Source organism: Bacteroides luti, from assembly GCF_900128905.1.
Classification (GTDB): Bacteria; Bacteroidota; Bacteroidia; order Bacteroidales; family Bacteroidaceae; genus Bacteroides; species Bacteroides luti.
Genome location: NZ_FQTV01000003.1, coordinates 159,805 through 182,062 on the forward strand (window position 1 = coordinate 159,805; position 22,258 = coordinate 182,062).

Annotated in this window: 14 protein-coding genes; 2 read left to right on the top strand and 12 right to left on the bottom strand. The window is 38.3% G+C overall.

The window, feature by feature from the left end; translation table 11 throughout:
• The first annotated feature begins 7 nt into the window (after window positions 1-7).
• Together BUC21_RS04020 and BUC21_RS04025 are read left to right on the top strand one after the other, a co-directional pair.
• Entirely contained in the window at window positions 8-1,495 is a 1,488-nt protein-coding gene (locus BUC21_RS04020) for a complex I subunit 4 family protein (protein WP_073399443.1), read from the top strand.
• Window positions 1,496-1,515: 20 nt separating this feature from the next.
• Window positions 1,516-2,937 (top strand): NADH-quinone oxidoreductase subunit N, encoded by a 1,422-nt coding sequence (locus tag BUC21_RS04025; protein WP_073399445.1) that lies wholly within the window; start codon window positions 1,516-1,518, stop codon window positions 2,935-2,937.
• A gap of 346 nt (window positions 2,938-3,283) precedes the next feature.
• Here BUC21_RS04025 and galA read toward each other — a convergent pair whose 3' ends face one another.
• The 12 genes from galA to BUC21_RS04085 form a co-directional block, all read right to left on the bottom strand.
• Window positions 3,284-6,154 carry a beta-galactosidase GalA gene (gene galA, locus BUC21_RS04030; protein ID WP_073399447.1) on the bottom strand — a complete coding sequence of 957 codons (2,871 nt, stop codon included), beginning with the start codon at window positions 6,152-6,154 and terminating at the stop codon, window positions 3,284-3,286.
• A gap of 88 nt (window positions 6,155-6,242) precedes the next feature.
• The gene (locus BUC21_RS16390; protein WP_073399449.1) at window positions 6,243-7,433 is read right to left on the bottom strand and encodes an AGE family epimerase/isomerase; all 1,191 of its coding nucleotides are present in this window, start codon (window positions 7,431-7,433) and stop codon (window positions 6,243-6,245) included.
• Window positions 7,434-7,439: 6 nt separating this feature from the next.
• Window positions 7,440-8,828: an MFS transporter gene (locus tag BUC21_RS16395; RefSeq protein WP_073399451.1), complete on the bottom strand. Its 1,389-nt coding sequence runs from the start codon at window positions 8,826-8,828 to the stop codon at window positions 7,440-7,442.
• A gap of 63 nt (window positions 8,829-8,891) precedes the next feature.
• Window positions 8,892-10,070, bottom strand: coding sequence for a glycoside hydrolase family 130 protein (locus tag BUC21_RS04045; RefSeq protein WP_073399453.1), 1,179 nt, complete (start codon window positions 10,068-10,070; stop codon window positions 8,892-8,894).
• 39 nt (window positions 10,071-10,109) lie between these two features.
• Complete coding sequence (locus BUC21_RS04050) at window positions 10,110-11,243, bottom strand: glycoside hydrolase family 26 protein (protein WP_073399635.1); 1,134 nt, start codon at window positions 11,241-11,243, stop codon at window positions 10,110-10,112.
• Window positions 11,244-11,399: 156 nt separating this feature from the next.
• Complete coding sequence (locus BUC21_RS04055; RefSeq protein ID WP_073399455.1) at window positions 11,400-13,700, bottom strand: glycoside hydrolase family 3 N-terminal domain-containing protein; 2,301 nt, start codon at window positions 13,698-13,700, stop codon at window positions 11,400-11,402.
• 546 nt (window positions 13,701-14,246) lie between these two features.
• The gene (locus BUC21_RS04060) at window positions 14,247-15,362 is read right to left on the bottom strand and encodes a Rid family hydrolase (protein WP_073399457.1); all 1,116 of its coding nucleotides are present in this window, start codon (window positions 15,360-15,362) and stop codon (window positions 14,247-14,249) included.
• 2 nt (window positions 15,363-15,364) lie between these two features.
• On the bottom strand, window positions 15,365-16,825 hold the full coding sequence (locus BUC21_RS04065) for a TolB family protein (protein ID WP_073399637.1): 1,461 nt from the start codon (window positions 16,823-16,825) through the stop codon (window positions 15,365-15,367).
• Between the two features lie 5 nt (window positions 16,826-16,830).
• The gene (locus tag BUC21_RS04070; RefSeq protein ID WP_073399459.1) at window positions 16,831-18,621 is read right to left on the bottom strand and encodes a DUF6057 family protein; all 1,791 of its coding nucleotides are present in this window, start codon (window positions 18,619-18,621) and stop codon (window positions 16,831-16,833) included.
• Window positions 18,622-18,781: 160 nt separating this feature from the next.
• Window positions 18,782-19,348 carry a DUF4369 domain-containing protein gene (locus BUC21_RS04075; protein ID WP_073399461.1) on the bottom strand — a complete coding sequence of 189 codons (567 nt, stop codon included), beginning with the start codon at window positions 19,346-19,348 and terminating at the stop codon, window positions 18,782-18,784.
• A gap of 317 nt (window positions 19,349-19,665) precedes the next feature.
• Window positions 19,666-20,505 carry a hypothetical protein gene (locus tag BUC21_RS04080; protein ID WP_073399463.1) on the bottom strand — a complete coding sequence of 280 codons (840 nt, stop codon included), beginning with the start codon at window positions 20,503-20,505 and terminating at the stop codon, window positions 19,666-19,668.
• A gap of 25 nt (window positions 20,506-20,530) precedes the next feature.
• Entirely contained in the window at window positions 20,531-22,249 is a 1,719-nt protein-coding gene (locus BUC21_RS04085) for a RagB/SusD family nutrient uptake outer membrane protein (protein ID WP_073399465.1), read from the bottom strand.
• Window positions 22,250-22,258 lie beyond the last annotated feature (9 nt).

The following is a 22,258-nucleotide window of genomic DNA, read 5'->3' on the forward strand; positions in this document are numbered from 1 at the left end:
AATAGATATGAACTTTTTAACATTATTCGTTCTCATACCTCTGTTAATGATACTTGGTTTGTGGTTAAGCCGCAACATTAAGCAAATCAGAGGTGTGATGGTTGTAGGTTCTACATTACTGCTAGTATTGGCAGGCGTACTTACCTACTTATATCTTGCCGCACGGGGAGCCGGTGACACTGCAGAAATGCTTTTCAGATCAGATGTTACGTGGTATGCACCACTTAATATAAAATACTCACTTGGAGTGGATGGTATCTCAGTAGCCATGCTGTTACTATCTGCTGTTATTGTATTCACAGGAACATTTGCTTCCTGGCAGATGTCTGTACAAACCAAAGAATACTTCCTTTGGTTCTGCTTATTGTCATTAGGAGTTTTCGGATTCTTTATTACAATAGACATGTTCGCCATGTTTATGTTCTACGAAATTGCTCTTATCCCAATGTACTTGCTTATCGGAGTTTGGGGTAGTGGTAAGAAAGAATATGCAGCAATGAAGCTTACCCTGATGTTGATGGGTGCTTCTGCAATGCTATTGGTTGGTATCCTTGGAATTTATTTCTGCTCGGGTGCAACTAGCATGAACATTCTGGAGATTGCAAAAATGCATAACATTCCAGTAGACTCGCAATTAATTTTCTTCCCTCTTACTTTCTTAGGATTTGGTGTACTTGGTGCTTTGTTCCCATTCCACACATGGTCTCCTGACGGTCACGCTTCAGCCCCAACAGCTGTATCTATGCTTCACGCCGGAGTACTTATGAAACTTGGAGGTTACGGATGTTTCCGTATTGCAATGTATCTGATGCCAGAAGCAGCTAACCAGCTTGGTTGGATCTTCCTTATTCTGACATCAATCAGTGTAGTTTACGGTGCATTCAGTGCTATTGTTCAAAAGGACTTGAAATACATCAATGCTTACTCTTCAGTAAGTCACTGTGGTTTGGTACTTTTCGCTATCCTGATGATGAATCAGACAGCAAGTACAGGTGCTATTATTCAGATGTTATCTCACGGTTTGATGACAGCCTTGTTCTTCGCCCTAATCGGCATGATCTACGGCCGTACACACACCCGTGATATTCGTGAATTAAGTGGTTTGATGAAAATTATGCCTTTCCTTTCTGTATGTTACGTAATTGCCGGTCTTGCTAACCTTGGTCTTCCAGGTTTAAGTGGTTTCGTTGCTGAAATGACAATCTTTGTTGGTTCATTCGAACACACAGATATGTTCCACCGTGTAGTAACTATTATTGCTACAACTTCAATCGTAATCACAGCGGTTTATATTCTTCGTCTGGTTGGAAAGGTTCTTTATGGAAATGTTGAGAACAAAGAGCATCTGAAACTTACAGATGCAACATGGGATGAAAGATTCTCTGTAATCTGTCTGATTGTTGCTGTTGCCGGACTTGGTATTGCTCCACTCTGGATTAGTAACATGATTAGTGATAGTGTGTTGCCTGTAGTAAACGCTCTAACCAATTTATAACGAATTAAAATCTGAAGAAAATGGATTATAGTCAATTTCTATATATGAAAGAAGAGCTGTCGCTCATTGCAGTAATTGTTCTTTTGCTATTATTTGATTTACTAGCAGGAGAAAAAGGACGCAAATACTTTTCACTGACAGCTTGTTTGCTACTTGGCGTTCATACGCTGGCAAATCTGATACCCTCTGCACCGGCGGAAATATTTGGCGGTATGTATTACTATACCCCAATGATGACAATCGTGAAGAGCATCCTCTCTTTTGGAACACTGATTGTGTTTTTACAAGCACACACATGGTTGCAACGTGAGGATACAAACATTAAGCAAGGAGAGTTCTATGTACTTACACTCTCTACTCTGCTTGGTATGTATTTCATGATTGGATCAGGAAACTTCCTGATGTTCTTTATCGGACTTGAAACAGCTTCTATCCCTATGGCTGCATTGGTAGCTTTGGATAAATACAGACACAACTCTGCAGAAGCTGGTGCTAAATACATTCTGACTGCAATGTTCTCTTCCGGACTGTTATTGTTTGGTTTATCAATGATATACGGTTCATGCGGAACACTTTACTTTAATGACATACCTGCAGCATTAGAAGGAAACCTTATGCAGATCCTTGGATTTGTATTCTTCTTCACAGGAATGGGATTCAAAATTTCATTGGTTCCTTTCCACTTGTGGACAGCAGACGTGTACCAAGGTGCACCAACAACTGTTACTTCTTACCTGTCGGTTATCTCTAAAGGATCAGCTGCATTTGTGTTACTGACAATTCTTACTAAAGTATTTGGATCAATGATTGCTGAATGGCAAGCAATCCTTTACGGAGTTATCATTATCACAATTACAATGGCTAACTTGTTTGCTGTACGTCAACAGAACCTGAAAAGATTCCTTGCATTCTCTTCTATTTCACAAGCAGGATATATCATGCTGGGTGTAATTGGAGGAACAGCAATGAGTATGACTTCTTTGGTTTATTACGTACTTGTTTACGTAGTAGCTAACTTAGCAGCATTCGGAATTATTTCTATCATTGAACAAAGAAGCGGTAAAATTGAAATGGACGACTACAATGGTTTGTATATGACAAATCCAAAACTTTCGTTCATCATGACTTTAGCATTGTTCTCACTTGCAGGTATCCCTCCTTTCGCAGGGTTCTTCAGTAAGATCTTTATCTTCATGGCTGCTTTCAAGAGCGGATTCTACTTGCTTGTATTCATTGCATTGGTAAATACTGTAATCTCTTTGTATTACTATTTGCTAGTTGTAAAAGCAATGTACATCAACAAGAACGAAAATCCTATTGCTACATTCAAGAGCGATAATTACACAAAGGTAAGCCTTGCAATCTGTTTAATCGGTATTGTAGGATTAGGTCTTGCAAGTATTGTTTATGAAACAATCAATGCATTCAGCTACGGTTTGTAATTTGAGAGAATAAAAGGCTTAAGCCTTAATTAAATAGAATGGGGTTGTCCAGTTGGAACAACCCCTTTTTTTATCCCTTTTATCAGGAATGTGTAGTCTGAATTAACTAAATAAAGCGAGCTATTCTACGTTTAAATGATACAAATTAGTTTTTTTAGCCCCATTCAATACAACATACTACTATTGAACAGTTTGATGTTTAAAAGATACAGGTTTGTTTTCAACCCCGTAATGGTCATTAAATGAGACAATCTATTCTATATTTAAAAGTTAGTAGTCTATTTTCATTCCCATACCAGCCATTAAATGAAACGAGTTATTCTATCTTTAAAAGTCTAAAACCGGATTAAAATTCACCCAACTTTGAATTAATCTTAATAATAGAGCTTTGTATTCCACCGGAAGTAGCTTTCAAAGTTATTTCCCCTTCACTTTTTGAAGACTTCACGATGATCTGAGCATATCCACTGAACAATTTCCTTTTCCACTGAGTTGCAGGATTATAGATTTTTATTTCTCCGGGATTAGTGCTTATCTCTTCCCAGCTAACTTTCTTAACAATAGGTTTACCCACGAAAACAACTATATTCTCACCCTTTTTCAAGATATTATGATCTAGTACATAAACCTGATCAGGATTATCTCGTTTAACAACTTCGGCCAGTAGTTTGCCATTTACATAAAGTGATTGATTTTCTGTCAGACTTTTTGCATAAAATGTAATTTCTGTCTTCTCATTAAAATCGGGTAAAAAGAAGGAGCCTTTAATGATTAGGTTCTTTGAAAAATCATATTCACCATAACCTTTTTCGAAAGCGTTCTTCCAATCCGCATCTGTATTCTCTATAATCTTATCAATACTTTGCGAAGAAGAGGATTGCATAAATTTTAATCCAGAAACCGAAGCTCTTTGTACTGATTCCACAAATTGTTCCGGATCGTGAGAAGCAGGATCACCATTGCCAACACCAATAATTTTGCCCGGGCCATCGAGTGTAAACTCAATCTCATTGTCGGCCGTTGGAACCATTCGGTTTTTATTATCATTTACCTGCACAGTAATAACGGAAACATCCTGACCGTCTGCTTTAATTTGGGTTCTATCTGCAGAAAGAACAATTTTAGCAGGAACATCAGTCGTTTCTACTTGCTGAGCTACCACCATTTTATTGTTAGTAAATCCTTTGGCCTGAAGAGTTCCCGGTTGGTAAGTAACCATCCAGTCAATATGACCATTTTTCGGCATTGTCTTTTTACCCAGACTTTTCTTATTCAAGACCAATTCTACTTCATCAGCATTGCTATAAATAGTCACTTTAATCTCTTTTCCTTCGTTGCCTTTCCAGTTCCAATGAGGCATAATATGCATCACCGGTTTATTGGTCCACCACGATTTCAAATAGTAAAATATATCTTTCGGGAAACCACAAAGGTCAACAAGTCCGAACTCTGAATTCACAGCCGGCCATACCAGCGGATTGGCCTCACCGCGATAATCAAAACCTGTCCAGAAAAAAAGACCGGCAAGGAATGGGCGTTCCAGATAGAACTTCCATCCTGATTCTGTTCCCACATTTTCGGGCATACGATTAGTTGCTGCCATACGTCCGTTGGCACGATCGTCCGCATAAACGCCACGTGTTCCTATCGTATTGCTTTCTTCAGTACCGATGCCACATTGCCATGGAAACTTTTTATGATGAACATCAATATCACCCTGCACTATATAATTATAACCCATAACCTGCATTGTCTGTCCACTGCCATTGTCCCATCCACCGGACACGGCAGCTGTAAATGCACGAGATGAATCGACTTTCTGTGCATACTCCTGCATTGTTTTGGTTATCCTTGCTCCTTTTTCATTCCCCTCTATTTTCCATTCTTCATTACCCAACGACCAAATTACAATAGATGGATGATTCCTGTCTCGAACCATGAAGCGTTTAAGTAAATCAAAATGCTCCTGATTAATTCCCATCAGCCTGTTTTCGTCAAGAACCAACATTCCCAATCGGTCGCAAGCATCAAGAAAATCGGATGTGGCTGGGTTATGAGAAGTCCGAATTGCGTTGCAGCCCATTTCCTTAAGCTTCATAATACGAAACTCCTGCAAAGCATCGGGAATTGCAGTACCTACACCGGCATGATCCTGATGGTTATTAACACCTTTGATTTTTACATTCTTGCCATTGAGGAAGAATCCCTTGTTTGGATCGAAGCGAACCGTACGGATTCCTACATTCGTATTGTAACAATCAACAGTCTTTCCATCCTGCTTCACCAGCGTTTCAAGACGATAGAGATAAGGAGATTCAATGGACCAGAGTTTTGGATTTTCTACCTTCAGCTTCTGGAAGAAAGTATTATCCAGATTTCCTTCCAAAGAGAGAAAATTATACGTCTGACTGGCAACCGCAAGATTGGATGCATCGAACAATGTTTGTTCTATGGTAAATTTTGCAGTTTCGGGATATTGATTTTCAACTGTTGTACGAATTGTTAGCTCAGCATTATTGTCCTTCAATTCAGAAGTTACAAAGGTTCCATACTGAGCAACATGCAGTCTGTCTGTTTTATTAAGCCACACATGTCTGTATATTCCGGCACCTTCATAATACCAGCCTTCTTCAATGCTTGCATCAGCGCGCACCGTTACAACATTTTCTCCACCATAATTCAGATAGTCTGTTATATCATAAACTGAAGAAGCATAACCACTTGGCTCGTTTCCCACATAGAAGCCGTTTACCCAGACCGTTGAATTGCGATGAATGCCGTCGAACTGAATACTAATCTTTTTTCCAAGATCGGATGTCGGGATCTGAAATCTTTTTCGGTACCATCCAACTGAAGTTTCAGGGTATTTCCATCCTATAGTTTTATAGCCATGACTGTGACTAGCCTCAGCAGAAAAAGGAAGTTCCACCGCCCAATCGTGAGGTATATCTACTTCGCGCCAGGTTCTATCTTCAAATTCCGGAGCAGCTGCGCCATCGCCATAACCGGTTTTAGCAAAATAAGTAAAATAGCTTGTTCCGTTCGAAAAATCTTTTGCATAGTCTTTTGCATGACCTAACGCAAAACGCCATCCAAAGTCCATTGAAAGATGTTCACGTTCACTACCAACCACATTATTCGTATTACTATTCTGTGAAAAGCAAGGTAGAACAAACGCACAAATAAAAAGAGTCTGTAGTATTGATTTAAGTTTCATCTTTAAAAAATTAAGTATAACAAAAGAATTCTAAAAAAATAAGATCAGGGTATATTTCACCCCTGATCTTACTTACCACTAAATTACCTTATTGAAATCGCCCTAATAATTCCATGCACATACGTCCGTTATGGTACGGACATTTCCAGAAGCCTGCTTTATCGTCAATAGTATTAATAGTTCCATCGGCTTTCAGGCTCCAGAACCATTCACCATTTTTACTGTCGATAAGATGCTTCTTAATAAAATTCCAGCATTGCAAAGCCTTCTCAAGAGCGTCTTCATTGTTGAAATATTCATAGAGATTAATATATCCTACTACCGTTTCTGCCTGAACCCACCAATGTCGATCGGCATCAACTTCACCTGTTTCTGTATTTTTCTCGTAAATCATGCCTCCATCCGCTTGAAGTCCTTCACCCGCGGCATTAGCAATTAGTGGAACAATGGCCTCTACCCTCTTTAATAACGTTTCATCTTCAAGAACCAGAGCAGCTTCGTGAATAAGCCAGGAAGCTTCAATATCATGTCCGTAAGAAATTATATGATCTTTTCCATTCCAGTTTTCATCAAAGAACAACCTCAAATGATTGGTTTCTTTATTTAATATCTTATCAAGAAAGACCTCTACCAGATTCTTTATTTGCTTTCTGAGTTCATCATTTTTCCACACCCGGTAAAGGTTTGTGTAAGGTTCAAGAATATGAAGATGCGTATTCATCGTTTTCTTTTCGTTGGCGTCTTTCTCGCTAAGACGCATATCTTCAATCTCATTCCATTCACGTGTCAACGCTTCCAGATATCCATTTTTCTCCTTATCAAAACTATGCTCCTCTATAGATTTGAATAACATAATGGCATAATCAAGTGCTTCTCTATCGCCCGTTGCTCTGTGATACTCGCTCAGTCCGTAAATGGCAAAGCCAAGCGCATAAATCTGCTTCTTAGTATCCAGCGGATTTCCTTTATTATCGAGCGACCAATAGATTCCGCCAAATCGTTTATCATAGAATTTATCAATGAGATATCGTTTGGCACGAGTAGCCATTTCCCAAGACTCACTTGATTTCAGTAAACGATAGGCAGATGAGTAAGTCCACAAAATGCGGGCATTAAGTATGGCTCCTTTTTCTGCTTCCGGCATTAGTTTCTCGTCGCCGGTCATTCGTCCATAGAAACCACCATTTTCATGATCCTGCATATTTTTCTCCCAATACGGAAGAATATTGTTTTGCAGAACATCGAGCATTTCGGACTTTAATTCACTTATTTTGTTCATAGTTGTCTACTTTTCAATTTTACGACGTTCCTCCAGTTTCTCTGTTATTTCCTTTACTTTCTTTTCACTTAAAGGATAAAGAGAGATGAAGATAACCGAAAGAACAGTACCTACAGCCGGTAAGAAACTAAGCATCATCTTGATTCCTGATATTGCAGAGTCGGATTGAGCAACATTTGCCTTGAATCCGAAGTAACCAAGTAACCAGCCGGTTAATGCTCCTCCCAGAGTCCATCCCAGTTTTTGAGACATGGAAGAGGAAGAGAATATTAATCCGGTGGCACGGCGACCACATTTTAATTCAGAATAATCGGCAATATCGGCATACATAGACCATAAAAGCGGGAAGATAATACCGGCGCAAATGCTGATTAAAGCCTGGAATACAAATATAAGGATCAATTGATCGGCAGTAAACCAATAGAAAATAATGCTTAGAAGCGTAGCCATTGCCATTGCTGCCATATAGGTATTTTTCTTTCCTATATGATTTGCAACCGGAGCTGCCAATGCCACACCTACCATATTTGAAGCCTGACCAAGTGCCAGATATAATGAAGTCCACGTTACGGTTACACCCAATGATGCTATCTTAAGAGAATTGTCTTCCAGAATATAATACTTGAAATAATAGATGGTTGCTCCATCACGGATTGAGTTAAAGATCAATGCTGCAATACCTGCTCCCAATAATATCCACCAGGGACGATTACGCCACAAATCGAGTAAATCTTCTTTCAAGGTACTCTTCGCCTCTTCCTTTACGGGAATTACACGTTCTTTTGTCAGTGCAAAACATCCCAGGAACAAAGCCACACACATAATTGCAATAACACCTACTCCATAAGTCCACCCCTGCTGAGGATTAACTGTTCCACCAATCTTTGAAAAGAATTCCACCAATGGCTGAATAATTAACAATGCAATAAAACTACCCAGATAAGCAAAGAACATACGGTAAGAAGAAAGTGTGGTACGTTCATTAGGACTCGGTGTCATTACACCCAGCAAAGAAGCATACGGCACATTGATGGTTGAATAGACCATCATCATCAGCGTGTAGGTTATATAGGCATATACCAACTTCCACTCAATACTGAAATTGGGTGTAACAAAGGTCAGCACGCCAATTATACCGAACGGAACGGCTACAAAGAGCAGGTACGGACGGAACTTTCCCCAACGAGTATTGGTTCTGTCGGCAATTACTCCGATAACCGGATCGAGAAAGGAATCCCATACACGAGTTACTAAAAACATTGTTCCTACTGCTGCAGGAGCCAGACCATAAACGTCTGTGTAAAAATACAAAAGGAACATTCCAAATATCTTCCAGAACATGGAAGATGCCATATCTCCGAAACCGTATCCTATTTTTTCTGATAGTTTTACCATGATGTTTTTCAAAATTAAATCTTTGTGTCAACTCTTTTGTTAACAACTTAACGATTCAATCTGCTATTTATTGGCTAGCAGACTAAGATTCTTTTCAATTTGTTTCTTCAATGTTTCTACCGAAGCCGAAGTGGTAAAGCCATCTTCAGGAGTATTCATGCAATAATCCACCAACTTATCAACAGTTGAGGTGGCTACATGCATACGTGTATCGGATGATGCATAATAAATAAACACGGTTCCATCTTCGTCGGCTATCCAACCGTTGCTGAACAGTACATTAGACACATCGCCAAATCTCTCTTCTCCTACAGGAGCCATGAAATATCCGGCCGGAGAAGCTATTAGTTTTGTTGGATCTTCCAGAGAAGTCATATACATATAAAGCACATAACGCAATCCGGCAGCGCATCCTCTTACTCCGTGAGCCAGATGAAGCCATCCTTTGGCGGTTTTAATGGGGTGAGGCCCTTCTCCGTTCTTCACTTCCTTTATTGTGTGATAGTAACGATGATCTATAATTTTTTCTTCTTTAATTACCGCGTGAGTCATATCATCAACCAATGCCCAGCCAATACCTCCACCGCTTCCGGCATCGATAAATCCATCTTGCGGACGGGTATATAATGCATATTTGCCATTCACGAACTCGGGATGAAGCACCACATTACGCTGCTGACTCTTCGTTTTTAAATCGGGAAGGCGTTCCCAGGTCTTCAAATCTTTTGTGCGGGCAATACCTGCAGTAGCTGTTGCGGAAGAGAGATCTCCTACTGGAGCATTTGGGTCAAGACGTTCGGCGCAGAAAATGCCATAAATCCATCCGTCTTCGTGAGCTGTAAGGCGCATGTCGTATATATTAGTCGCAGGATCTTCCGTATCGGGCATAGTTACCGGGTAATCCCAGAAGCGGAAATTATCTATTCCATTAGGACTCTCGGCCACGGCAAAGAATGATTTACGATCTGCTCCCTCTACACGTACCACAAGAATATATTTACCGTTCCATTTTATAGCACCCGAATTCATAGCTGCATTCATTCCAATACGCTCCATGAGGTAAGGATTTGTTTCATCATTCAGGTCATATCTCCATATTACAGGAGTATGTGCAGCTGTAACAACCGGATTTTTATAGCGTATAAACAGACCATTTGTTTCTTCTACGGGTTCATTCTTTCGAGACAAGAAGACTTCGTGGTCTGCTAATAGTTTCTCGATTTTGTTGTTATACTGATTCATGACAATTAAGATATTATTATTTATTAGTTGATTAGAGTCTTACTTATACAAGTTTTTTATATCTGAGCAAAACTTGGTTTTTGGGTAATTATAGAATTCTACAAAGTTTTTTGCCGATGCTTGTCCCGGATAAGGAGCATAGAAATGATTTGGCTTTTCGCGAGCATTACGCCATACCAAAACATAAGATATAGGATACTTATCAACAAGTGGGAAGAGAACTTCTGTCCACCAATCGGCAATAGGCAGAGCTTCCAATCCTGTTTCTGTTACAGCAATAGGCTTATTATGTTCTTTACCCAACTGTGTAAGATAGGTTAAAACTGTGGTCATTGACTTTCTGTAAGCATCTGTTCCCTGAACATCAGCAGACGGATAGCAGTCAAATCCCAGCAAGTCTACATAATTATCACCCGGATATCTTTCTATATAATCTTCTACCTTATCTTCGCCACCAGGAGAATAGGCATAAAGCAAGTTATTAACACCATGAGAGCTGAGATAATCGTGAGTCATTTTCCACAGCTCTTTATATTGTTCCGGTGTACAATGGCTTCTTCCCCACCAGAACCAACTGCCTGTATGTTCGTGCCAAGGGCGGAACAGTACCGGAACCTTTTTCCCATCCGGGGCAGTAAGGGAGTTTAAAAAAGTAGCCAGTTTTCCTAACCAACCAATAAATTGATCGTGTTTAGCTCCGCCCGGAAGAACAGAGGTTACTACTCCGGCAGTTTTAACATCCCATGCATCTCCACCAGTTAATGGGTTATTTAAGTGCCAGCTAACGGTATTAAGTCCGCCACGAAGGTATTGTGCAATGATATCCTGACGAATTCTTTCGAAAGGAATATTATCGAGGTTTTTATCTGCACCCAGTTCTATGTGACCTAAATCCCATCCGCAAACAGCGGGATAGTCGCCGCATACACTTTTTACGTCGGAACGATTCTGATCTCCATCCCAACCAATGCCATAAGCCGTGTCATCCTGATGACCGAACATAAATCCGTTTTCCGGAAATGACTTAAGATTCTTCAGTAAATTCTGAGTTTCCACAGTTCTTAATGAGCCTGCTTTAACTTCACTATCTGTTACTTCCTTAGCTGTACAGCATGACACAAACCCTGCTATAATTAAAGCACCGGCCGTTATACTTTTTATTTTCTGAACCATACTAATCATATTTACTAATTATTCGTGGAATGTTTTTCGAGAACTGCCCTGACATTTAAATCGAGTTGCGCAGGTCGATCTAGCGAGTTGTGCAGGTCGCGTTTTCGAGTTGCGCAGCTCGTTTTCATGACCTGCGCAACTCACACTAAACATTCTTTATTTAACCAAAAAACTTCTCTTTAGTAATGCACTATCTTCCGACGACGTTCCTACCATTACAACGAACTCTCCCGGTTCAACCTGCCAGTTCATCTTTTTATCATAAAAGGCAAGCTTATCTGGTGTTACATTAAACTTCACTATTTTACTTTCTCCCGCTTTCAAAGCAACGCGGGCAAAATCTTTAAGTTCCTTTACCGGACGAGTTACACAACTAAACTTGTCGCGAATATAAAGCTGAACAATCTCTACTCCGTCACGATTTCCGGTATTTGTAACCTTTACGCTTACATTTACATTACCGTCTTTCCCAATTTCTGATTTATCAAGAGTCAAGTCGTCATACTTATAAGTGGTGTAAGATAATCCATATCCGAATGGATAAAGCGGAGTACTTGGTTTAACCACATAAGGATGGAAATATTGAGAAGGCTTATGATTATAAATCATTTGCAACTGACCAACGCTGCGAGGAATAGTAACCGCAAGTTTAGCAGATGGATTTACCTTTCCATAAAGGATTTCTGCTACAGCCTGACCGCCATACATTCCCGGTTCCCAAGCTTCAACAATTGCAGGAAGGTTTTCGGCAGCCCATTCAACACCAAGCTGGCGACCATTAACCAGAATAAGGATTGTAGGCTTACCGGAAGCAGCAACTTTCTTAATTAACTCGTTTTGCAAGCCCACTAAATCAATATCCGAGCGATCGGTATCTTCACCTCCGGTACGGTCCTTCCAGCGGAAACGCATCATGTACTCTCCCGCAACCACTATGTTCAAATCAGCATCTTTTGCTTTATCTGCAGCCTCATCAACCTTAGCCTGACTCATGTTGCGAGGATCCCATCCCTGATCTACAAAGTCAAAGTTTGTTTGAGGTGCTATCATTTTCAATCCTTCAAGGATTGTAGTTACGTTCTCTTCTTTCTGAACCGCACTCCAATCGCCAAGAATATTCATATCATTGGCATTGATACCTGTTACCAATACTTTTTTATACTTATCTTGTGAAAGAGGAAGCACTCCGCTGTTCTTTAACAGAACAATACCATTGCGTGCAGCTTCGAGTGCAGTTGCTCTATGTTCATCGCTCAAGCGGATTTTCATGCTCTGTTTTTCGTCGGCATAAGGATTCTCAAACAAGCCGAGACGGAACTTTACATCCAGAATACGACGAACAGATTCATCAATTCGTGATTCAGGTATACGGCCTTCCTTTACAAGTTCAACTACATATTCGTTCCAAAGAATGCCATGCATGTGCATATCCATTCCGGCCATGATACTTTGATAGAAAGCCTCTTTAATATTTTCGGCGGTAGCATGCAAATCGTGGGTATGTTCAATATCCATCCAGTCGCTAACCACAAATCCCGGGAACTTCCATTCTTTACGAAGAACGTCTTCCATCAGCCATTCATTGGTGTGACAAGGAACGCCGTTCAGTTCGTTGTGTGCTGTCATCAAAGACATAGCACCAGCTTCAACCCCTGCTTTAAATGGTGGAAAGAAAACTTCGCGAAGTGTACGTTCGGATAAATCGGCCGGTGCACCATTGGTTCCGTTAAGAGGCTCGCTACCTCCCACAAAATGCTTGATACAAGCCAGCACATCTTCTTTTCCATTCATATTTCCCTGATATCCCTTAACAGACTGCACACCCATTAATGTAACCAAATAAGGATCTTCTCCATAGGTTTCGCCAACTCTTCCCCAACGGGCATCGCGGGCTACTTCCACATTCGGGTTAAACGTCCAGTGCATATTCATGGCACGCATCTCCTGTGCAGTTTGGCGGGCAATTTTATATGCCATATCCAGATCGAAAGAAGAAGCCAGACCAATATTGGTAGGATAGACTGTATTATCGGGAGCATTGGCATTTCCATGAATAGCGTCAATACCAAAGATGATAGGAATCTGCAAACGGCTCTTCATAGCCAGTGATTGCAGATAATTAGCCTCTTTTAATGTTAGCACGTGCAGGAACGAACCTATTCTTCCGGTTTCGGTCCATTTAATCATGTCTTCAACAGTAGTGTTGGGGTAGAATGCATTGGCAGTGTTAGTCCTCAGCTCTTCTGCTGTTAATGAAGCTTGAGCTGACTTAAAATGTTCGATACCAACAAACTGGTTCATCTGCCCCACTTTTTCTTCCAGAGTCATTCGCTTAAGCAAGTCTTCCACTCTGTCTTTCACCGGAGCCGAAGCATCCTTATAAACCTCTTTCTTGTTTCCATTAGAGAAAGAGCTGGTTAAAATTAACGTCATAACGGCTAAAAATATCTTTTTCATAATAATTAATTTTCGGTCTGTAATATCTACATACTTATCAACTGGAAAACATGCATGAGAAATACCTATTATTACGTTAGCAAAAGTAAATATTGCGACAATGGATTACAAATACAATTTTATCTATTAATAACACTTTATTAACTGACAAAAATTAAATAGAATTTTATTATTAATAATTTGAATAAACTATCTATAATTCCTCTATTTAAAAACCATTTAATGCTGTATTTAAAATGATAATGCACGAATCATTTATATCCAAACATCTCTCTTCCAGACCATAAAGCTGATTAGCTGAATCTTATTAACAGCTTTACGCAAGAGGATTTAGCCAAATTAAGCTATAATAAATCTGCTTTTTACATTATTGAATAACTAGTAAAGAGAAATAACCATGAAACACAACTAAAAAATAATATAATAATCCTGATAACTGATACTTTTGTATCACTTATCAGATATTACAGTGGCTTAAACATAACAAAGGCTTCTTATATCACTTGCAGGATAAAGAAGCCTATGAATATTAAGTATATAAGATGTTTATAGATTGCCAAACTCAGGATTATTGTTTTTCCGTATAGCAATACATTCCATTTCAATAAGCCAGGTGGGACGACAGACAGAGGCAAGTACAAACTGTTTAGGAATTTCCGGGAATTGTTTTTCAAGCATAAGCCTGATAACTTTATAATCTGCTGCATCGCGCAGATAAATAATAATTTGCGCTAAGTCTTGAAAACCAGAGCCTCCCTCTTCCAAAAGTTTTTCTACATTTTCGCACATCCTTTGAGCCTGAGATACAACATCTCCTTTGTGCAAAACCTCACCTTTGTTATCAATGCTGGCAGTTCCACTTATATATAACTGGCATCTGTCTCCATATAATATGCTGACTCCTCTTTCAAAGGTTACCCCATAAATGGCTGTAGGACTTAAATGACTTAATGCATAAAGGTATTTAATCTGGCCGGGGTGGAGTCCTTTCACAGCATAAGCATCTAATAAAACATGAATCTTTGGATTTGCATGACGCCCTTCAATACCTGTACTGGCTATATAGTGAGTATGCTCGGTAAGCCCCTGGTCTAGAAAATTATAACGACGGGCTTGTACCATACCGGCATAGTTCACATCTACATTTTGCACAAAGAACCAGGTGCGAATACAATCTTTTTCTAATGTACACTCACGTTGTTGCAATTCGACCTCATAATTTTCCAATAAAGCATGAGTCTGCTCTTCTGAATTGCCCGAAGCAATTCCGGCACCAGCCGTCCAATAATGTTTATATGCAGAATTAGTATTGGTTGTTAAATAGCACCATAATGCAATTTTACTACCATCTAACGGAGGCTGCTGAAGAATAGAGGTAGCACACTCCGGAAACGATTTTAATTCCTCCTCCAATTGCTCACTCTGGTTTGCTGCATCACTAAGAAAATAACGCTTCATAACCGGTTTTGCACCAGTCAAAAGTTCATCATTCAGTAATTCGCTATAAGCACAATGCAAATTTCTTAACTGAGTTTCATAATTTAGTTCTTCTCCTTTTACATGAAACATGAGATGATATTCCACCGTATGACCGGTTTCGCCAAAAGAAGAGAGTTCTACATTTACGTTGTAAGAAGAAAATGTATAAGACCTATATTTCATTTTTACTTTTTAATTGTTACTTGTGTTCGTTCTTTAGATGTAATACCTTTTTCCATCTCTTTAATATCCCATTTCACAGGTGAAGATACAAAATCGGGTACATTGTACGAATAAACAGATTCATCATAATAACGGAAAGGATCTTCCTGTGGTAAAAGGAAAGGCTTGCTAACTTTTCCTTTATCATCGATAGAAGCTATATATAAACGAGTATACAATCCTCCGTCACGGCGACTGCTGAATACAAACCAGTGAGAATTGCTACTCCAGTTATGATAGCTTTCCGTATCATCGCTATTCACCTCTTTAAGATTTCTTATACTGCCATCAGCCAAATTAAGTAACCATAAATCGGCTTCCTTATGCCAGATTGAGAAATTCCCATAATCGGATAGTGTAAACATAATATATTTTCCATCATAAGACGGACGAGGAAAAGATATACTTTTGTTTATCTTCTTTGCAGATACAAGGGTGTCTATATGATCGCCAAAGGTTCCATCTTTTGGATTAAAAGATATACTGCATAAACTGTATTTTACATCTTCATATTCTTTTGTCATTTCTTTCTTCTCAGCAGAACAGAAATATAATGTACGACCATCAGCTGAAAAAGCCGGAAAAGTCTCGAAAGAAGCTGTTTTTAAGAGATCCGGAGTCAATACCTTTTTCGTTTCCGGCTGATATACAATTATATCCGACTCCAAATCTACCACTTCTATGCGCTTATCCTTTGCAACATGAAATACCTGACGAGTTTTATTCACAGAATAAGCTACATATTTACCGGATGGATGCCAGTAAGGATAAACAAAGGAACCAATAGTCTTATCTGTTTTTGTGTTTAGGAATTCAGCCTTACCATTGATATTCATATAAGTTGCTCCGTTTGATCCACGTAAATGCAAGCTGGAATGATTTGGATTCGTTTTATTAAAACTATGACAGTTTACGCAAGACCCAGTAACCAACGTATTTTCATACAAGGCAGTTTGTTTGTACGAAGCTAAATCACGTTGATAAATACCCATCTTACTATATACCTCATATCCGGGAGCAACAAGTCGATAGACTAAACCGTAGTCAATTGGATATTTGCTAATATAGATTGGAAAAGATTTATATTGTTTCCAATTGCCATTTTGTTTCAAACAAACAGTTACCAAAAGACTATCTCCCTTATTACTTTCCAACAAACTCTTCCATTCAGAAGAAGAGAAAGATACAGCATCGCCATTTACATGAATTTCGTTACCTTTCTTTCCTTTTACTACAACATCTACCCTGTCAAAAGTTTCATCAGGTAATGAGAAATTCAGAGGAGCAATAGAAGCTGGTACAGTTACACCAACGCAATCAGGATAAATCGGTGGAAATTTATCTATTTTAGAAGGCGAATTAACTTGATTATTACAAGATACTATCGCTATTCCAACCAAAAGCAGAGTTAATATTTGTTTCATTATTTTCATAATTTCTTAGTTCCAAAGTGTAAATAATACCAATACGTATCACCAAAGCGTTCTTTCAATATCGACCCAGAATTTTTATCCTGCATATAAATAGGAGCATATTCTAACAAGCGCTCTGTAATTTGTTCAGAAATAGGCCATGGAGCTTTTTCCTTTAATGGATGATGCTTTAAACTCCAGATAAATAATAATGCTTCCTGATAACTTTTCGGTATTTGCTGATAACCAGCATCTTTTCCTAATGGATAATAATTAAAGAAGCGATCCAGATTTTTGCTAAGTAAAGTGCAAGCCATTAAATACTCAAAGGCCATGCGATTGCTATTATTTTGCTTGAATAATATTCCCAGCATTATATCAAGTTCGTCTTGACTATAAAGGAAGTCTTCTTTGTAACGTAACTGTCTTAACCGTCCCCACTCAGGATGAGCATTAATTCTACTTTCGTTATTAAAATAGGTCAATGTCTCAGTTGCCCAATCACGATAAAACAGTGTATGCTGGAGAGATCTCAGATATTTAGCCGCAACTTTATATTGTCCGTTAATTAGATTTGTTTCAGCCAGGCGTTTATAACAACGGGCACTTTTCTGATAATCAGGAATTGATTCCATTGCCTCAAAAACTAAACGTTGAGAAGAGTTTATCATTCCCAAATGGTAGTAAATTTCGCTGGTAGGCAGCGGAGATGTAAAATCGGGTTGAAAAGGAGGAATTAATCCTTGTACTCCATTTTGATAATAACAAAACATTTTATCAGCCAATTGTCCAGTTTTTGACAATGCTAAATTTAAACAAGCAACCGACATTGGGGCAGTAGGAACTTTTTTATCTGCCATAGCTATTACTTTATCCCATTCCTGCATCCTGACATGATGATCATATCCCATTATCTCCTCTTTATCCCAATCGGCCGCATTTTTTATAAAGTAACCTCCACCAATTACTAACACCAATAATTGAAACGCAATCAGTGCGAAATACTTTTTCAATAAAACTGTTTTTGATAGGAAACGAGGCAATATGGAAACAGCAACAGTAAGCAACCATATAATAATTTGTCCGTAAGGAGAAATATTTGGGAAACGATAAAATCCAATACCCAGCCATAAGCGTTCCAACGGATATTGATAAAAGTTTTTAGAGATTATTGGGGAACAGATTATCAATAATGCAGAGCCTAAAACCATAATCCACCAACGGATATCAATATTTTCTTTCCAGTAAAATATTTCTAACAGAATCATAAACAAAGCAAAAAGCCAGAAACAACCACTACAAAGAATATATAGTACAGGAGTAAGAACGATTGTGGATATCAAACGAATTGTTCGAGAAGGTATTGTTGTACAAATAATAACTGTACCCAAGACCATTATTAATAAAAGCAATCCTGACAACATATAGTTTTCATCACATAACAAAATCCAGTAAACAATGGAAGGTAATAACGTTAATGGATAATATGTATTATTTAAACCAAACTTCTTTGTTAACCAGACAATCTCCCTCTGAAGTAAAACTAGCAAGAATGCAATAACAAGTGCACCCAACCAGGCATAATAGAAGAATTGAACAAAGAAGTTTCCTAAATATATGGCTAGTCCACCAGGCAGCGACACTCTATCAAGAAAATAATCTTTAGTAAACAGAAACATCTGAAACTGCTCCTGATATTGAACATGAAATGGATAATAGAAATTAAAGAAAATAAATACACATACTCCCAATAATATGGATAATAGGAGATTACTCCTTTTTATGTGAATGTTTAATATTTCTTTCATCGTGTTTTATTTATAAGATTCAGCAGGATAGTTTTTATAATAAGATTTTATGGTCAAAGCATCCAATAGGTATGTTTATGTTTAAAACTTAAAAGTAAATAGATCTAAAGTGTTACATTGTGAATAACTTATGTATCATGTATCAGTGTCTAATCTTTTATTAGTTAGTTTCACCAACCATCTTTCTGATAAAGGTACCAACCGTATTATTTCCTTGTTCTTTGAGAAAGCGTTCATTATAGATACGTTCACGTTCCTGCAATGTATCCTTTTGAGCAATCCAACGAAGAGAATCTTTTCCTGATACCGTTTGCAATCCATTTCTAATAAAATTATAAGCAGCCATGTTCTTCTCTTTTTCTTCTTTCCACAATTGCAACGCATCATTCTGAGGAGTACCATGGGCTGAACTAGGTGAATTAAGAACAACCTTAATGTTGCCAGACTCCGTTACAACCAGCAATTCTTGTAATGATAAACGTAAAACAGGTCTAGTGCGAATTATAGCCATTCGCTCTATATCTCCTTTAAAAGTAAACGAAGCATTCTTTATTTTGGTTGAATCAACATTTGAAGAATTAGCACCTTCGGCAGGGACCAGATAAATCCATTCGCCATCATATTTAGTTGATGAAACTGTACCTTCTATCGTGAATTTTTTATGATCTGATTTGCAACCGGTAAGACAAACTAAAAAGAGGAATGCATATAGTGTTTTCTTTAGCATTTTTATTTTCGATTAATAATATTACAAATATAACAAATTGTTTGAAAAGCCGGACTTTGATAAAGCCTAATTCCTCCTATTTTTTTTGCACAATTTGCACTGGCATTCGTTAAGAAATAAAACATCGAACATATGCATTTCAGATAGATATTTTATAAACCAGTTATTTACAAAAAGATATCATGATATTATAAGTACAATTTTATAAAATCAGGTATTAAGGAAGAAATAATTCAAACATAAAAATTGGGCGAAACATTTAATAAGTTCCGCCCAATATACAAATTCAAATGTATTAAGATCTACATAAGAACATTCTATTTAGCTCTGAAACACCAGAACCAACAAGTTCCCCAAGATTTAACTGTTGCAGTTTCCTTACAAGCTAAATATAAATGCTGAGCATCTAATTTCAGAATATCATATTCGTTAATTACAGCATTTCCTTCGTTCGGTTGAATACCTAAAAGTACATTTACACTTTTAGTATATAGTTTACCAATACCCCAGATATTACCGTTATCATCTTTAGTTTTCTTAGACATATCAAAAGAGAATGAGCCTGAAGTACCATCACTCTTTGTTATCTTAGCACCCTTAAGAGAGAAGATCATAGATCCATTTTTTCCATCGCCAGGATATCCTTTTTGAACAGCTTGTTCCTGAATAGCATCCACATTACATGTCCACCAACCAGGAGTTGTATTACCAAGGTAACCACCATTACCCCAAGGAGTACCCTGTACATCATCCCAAACCCATGTTTTAGTTCCTTTATCTCCGCAGAACAAAGCATATTCAGGTTCTACATCATACAATTTATCAACATGAACAGTTATTGTTTTTTTAATGATAGTACCATCTGGATTCATACCACTGAATACTATATCATTATCACCAGCCATCATCACCTTAACAGTTCCTTTAGTAGTAGTTAAGGTACCGAAACCATAATCCCAGGAAGACAGGCAAGGATTACCTTCACTATTCAATTCGATATAGTTCGACTTTACGCCGTCTTTAACAACTGGTTTTGCTGAAATTTTCAACTGATCAGCAGTAATAGCTCCGGTCATCGTATCACGGTCTTCAATGGGGTCGCAAGCAAACAACATTGCAGCTCCCACAAGCATTGAAAATATAATTGACTTTTTCATTCTTATTACTATTTAATAATTTATATTAGTTATTCCAGCTTGAGAAGTTAGCCGATTCATCCCAGCCTGCATTTTGTTTCAATGCTCCGCCAGACAAATCAATTTCTGTTTTTGGAATAGGGAAGAATCCTCTTGTTGCCTTGTAGCGAGCCACATATCCGGCGCCTTGATCTTTCATAGTAGTTTTCTGACCTTTATTCCAGATCTCCTGACCAACTTGTTTTGCTAAATCAGTTTCAGCCTCACGCCAACGACGCATATCACCCCAACGAAGACCTTCGAAAGCTAATTCGTGACGACGTTCCTTTTTCAAAGCATCTAAAGAATAAGCAACTGGATCAAGTCCAACACGAGCACGAACCTTATTCATACCATCAGCAGTACCTGTCAATTCTGAATGCATCAATAATACATCAGCAAAACGGATCAAATTTAAATCCTGTGCATGAGAAACCTGGAAATCACTAGTTTTATCATCACCATAATAATCTTTTGCAGAACAGAAACTTGGTAAAACAGTACTACCTACAATAGCACGAGTTGCTACAATTTTAGATTGCCACAAACCAGTTTCTTCCATCTGAGCGTCACGACCATATTGGAAATTATCTTTTACCTGATAAATGGAACCTTTACGACGGATAGTATCATTTGGTTCTTCAGTTTTCCAGTCATTCCATAAATTGGCAGCTACAGGGCCTTGTCCCCATCCCTGACCAATAGGGTAAGTACCATCTAATCCATAGTCAGTACTTTGGTCACGAATACCGAAATATAGCGCATATTGGTTAGAGAAACCTAATTTATCGCCTACCCATGAAGATAAATAAGAGAACTTAAGAGCAAAAACCTGTTCGGGATTCTCACCATCTTTTAACCATGTTGGAGCATCTTTCTGATATTTAGAATTCTTCTTTGAAACAGAATTTGTGTAAGGCCACAAACTACGAAAATCAGGAGCAAGACTATGTCCGGAATTAGCAATACAATCATTCAAGCCAGTAACCACAAAGTCTTTTGTCAATTTACTACCGTCAGTTAATGGAAGAGCATCTTTCTGATAAAACCCAGTATAGAACAAATAAACACGAGCTAGTAATGCTTCGGCAGCCCAACGTGTTGCTGTACCTGAAGTAACTTGATTCCATTTAGAATCCGGCATAATTTCAACAGCTTGTTTCAGGTCTGAAGCAATGTGTGCGTAAATAGTATCAGCAGGCATTTGAGTTGGAGCAATCTGAGCTTGTCCTACGTTTTCTGGAGCAGCAGAAATCAAAGGTACATTTTCGAACATTTGTGTTAGTTCAAAATAGAAATATGCACGTAAGAAAAGAGCTTCACCCTTCTTTTGGTTTCTGATTTTCTCATCAGCTACATTATCCAGGTTTGCCAAAGCCATGTTTGCACGGTTGATACCTTGATAACGTGCAGACCAGAAGTCAGCAAAAAGTGATTCACCATAGTACAGAAGGTGGTCTGATGCCTGAGCATCTTTATCATTTTCACCACCACCACCATAACAATCATCAGACGCCACTTGTGCTATATAAAAATAAGTCTTATTTACACCCTTTTGAACAGCAATATTCATGGTTGCATATATTGCTGTAATCATTTGGGTAGCATCTGTTTCATTCACAGGAAAATTTCCTGAATTTTTATGTGTCAGATCCTCTGTTGCCAGGAAGTCATTACAACTAGCAAACAAGAGAGCCGCTACTGCTAAATATAATATTTTTTTCATGCTATTATC

Excerpts from the sequence above, each read along its gene's own strand:
- BUC21_RS04025 (WP_073399445.1), top strand. The coding sequence starts at position 1,516 with ATGGATTATAGTCAATTTCTATATATGAAAGAAGAGCTGTCGCTCATT.
- BUC21_RS04065 (WP_073399637.1), bottom strand. The coding sequence starts at position 16,825 with ATGAAACAAATATTAACTCTGCTTTTGGTTGGAATAGCGATAGTATCT.
- BUC21_RS04060 (WP_073399457.1), bottom strand. The coding sequence starts at position 15,362 with ATGAAATATAGGTCTTATACATTTTCTTCTTACAACGTAAATGTAGAA.
- BUC21_RS04075 (WP_073399461.1), bottom strand. The coding sequence starts at position 19,348 with ATGCTAAAGAAAACACTATATGCATTCCTCTTTTTAGTTTGTCTTACC.
- galA (WP_073399447.1), bottom strand. The coding sequence starts at position 6,154 with ATGAAACTTAAATCAATACTACAGACTCTTTTTATTTGTGCGTTTGTT.
- BUC21_RS04045 (WP_073399453.1), bottom strand. The coding sequence starts at position 10,070 with ATGAATCAGTATAACAACAAAATCGAGAAACTATTAGCAGACCACGAA.
- BUC21_RS16395 (WP_073399451.1), bottom strand. The coding sequence starts at position 8,828 with ATGGTAAAACTATCAGAAAAAATAGGATACGGTTTCGGAGATATGGCA.
- BUC21_RS04085 (WP_073399465.1), bottom strand. The coding sequence starts at position 22,249 with ATGAAAAAAATATTATATTTAGCAGTAGCGGCTCTCTTGTTTGCTAGT.
- BUC21_RS04070 (WP_073399459.1), bottom strand. The coding sequence starts at position 18,621 with ATGAAAGAAATATTAAACATTCACATAAAAAGGAGTAATCTCCTATTA.
- BUC21_RS04050 (WP_073399635.1), bottom strand. The coding sequence starts at position 11,243 with ATGGTTCAGAAAATAAAAAGTATAACGGCCGGTGCTTTAATTATAGCA.
- BUC21_RS04080 (WP_073399463.1), bottom strand. The coding sequence starts at position 20,505 with ATGAAAAAGTCAATTATATTTTCAATGCTTGTGGGAGCTGCAATGTTG.
- BUC21_RS04020 (WP_073399443.1), top strand. The coding sequence starts at position 8 with ATGAACTTTTTAACATTATTCGTTCTCATACCTCTGTTAATGATACTT.
- BUC21_RS04055 (WP_073399455.1), bottom strand. The coding sequence starts at position 13,700 with ATGAAAAAGATATTTTTAGCCGTTATGACGTTAATTTTAACCAGCTCT.
- BUC21_RS16390 (WP_073399449.1), bottom strand. The coding sequence starts at position 7,433 with ATGAACAAAATAAGTGAATTAAAGTCCGAAATGCTCGATGTTCTGCAA.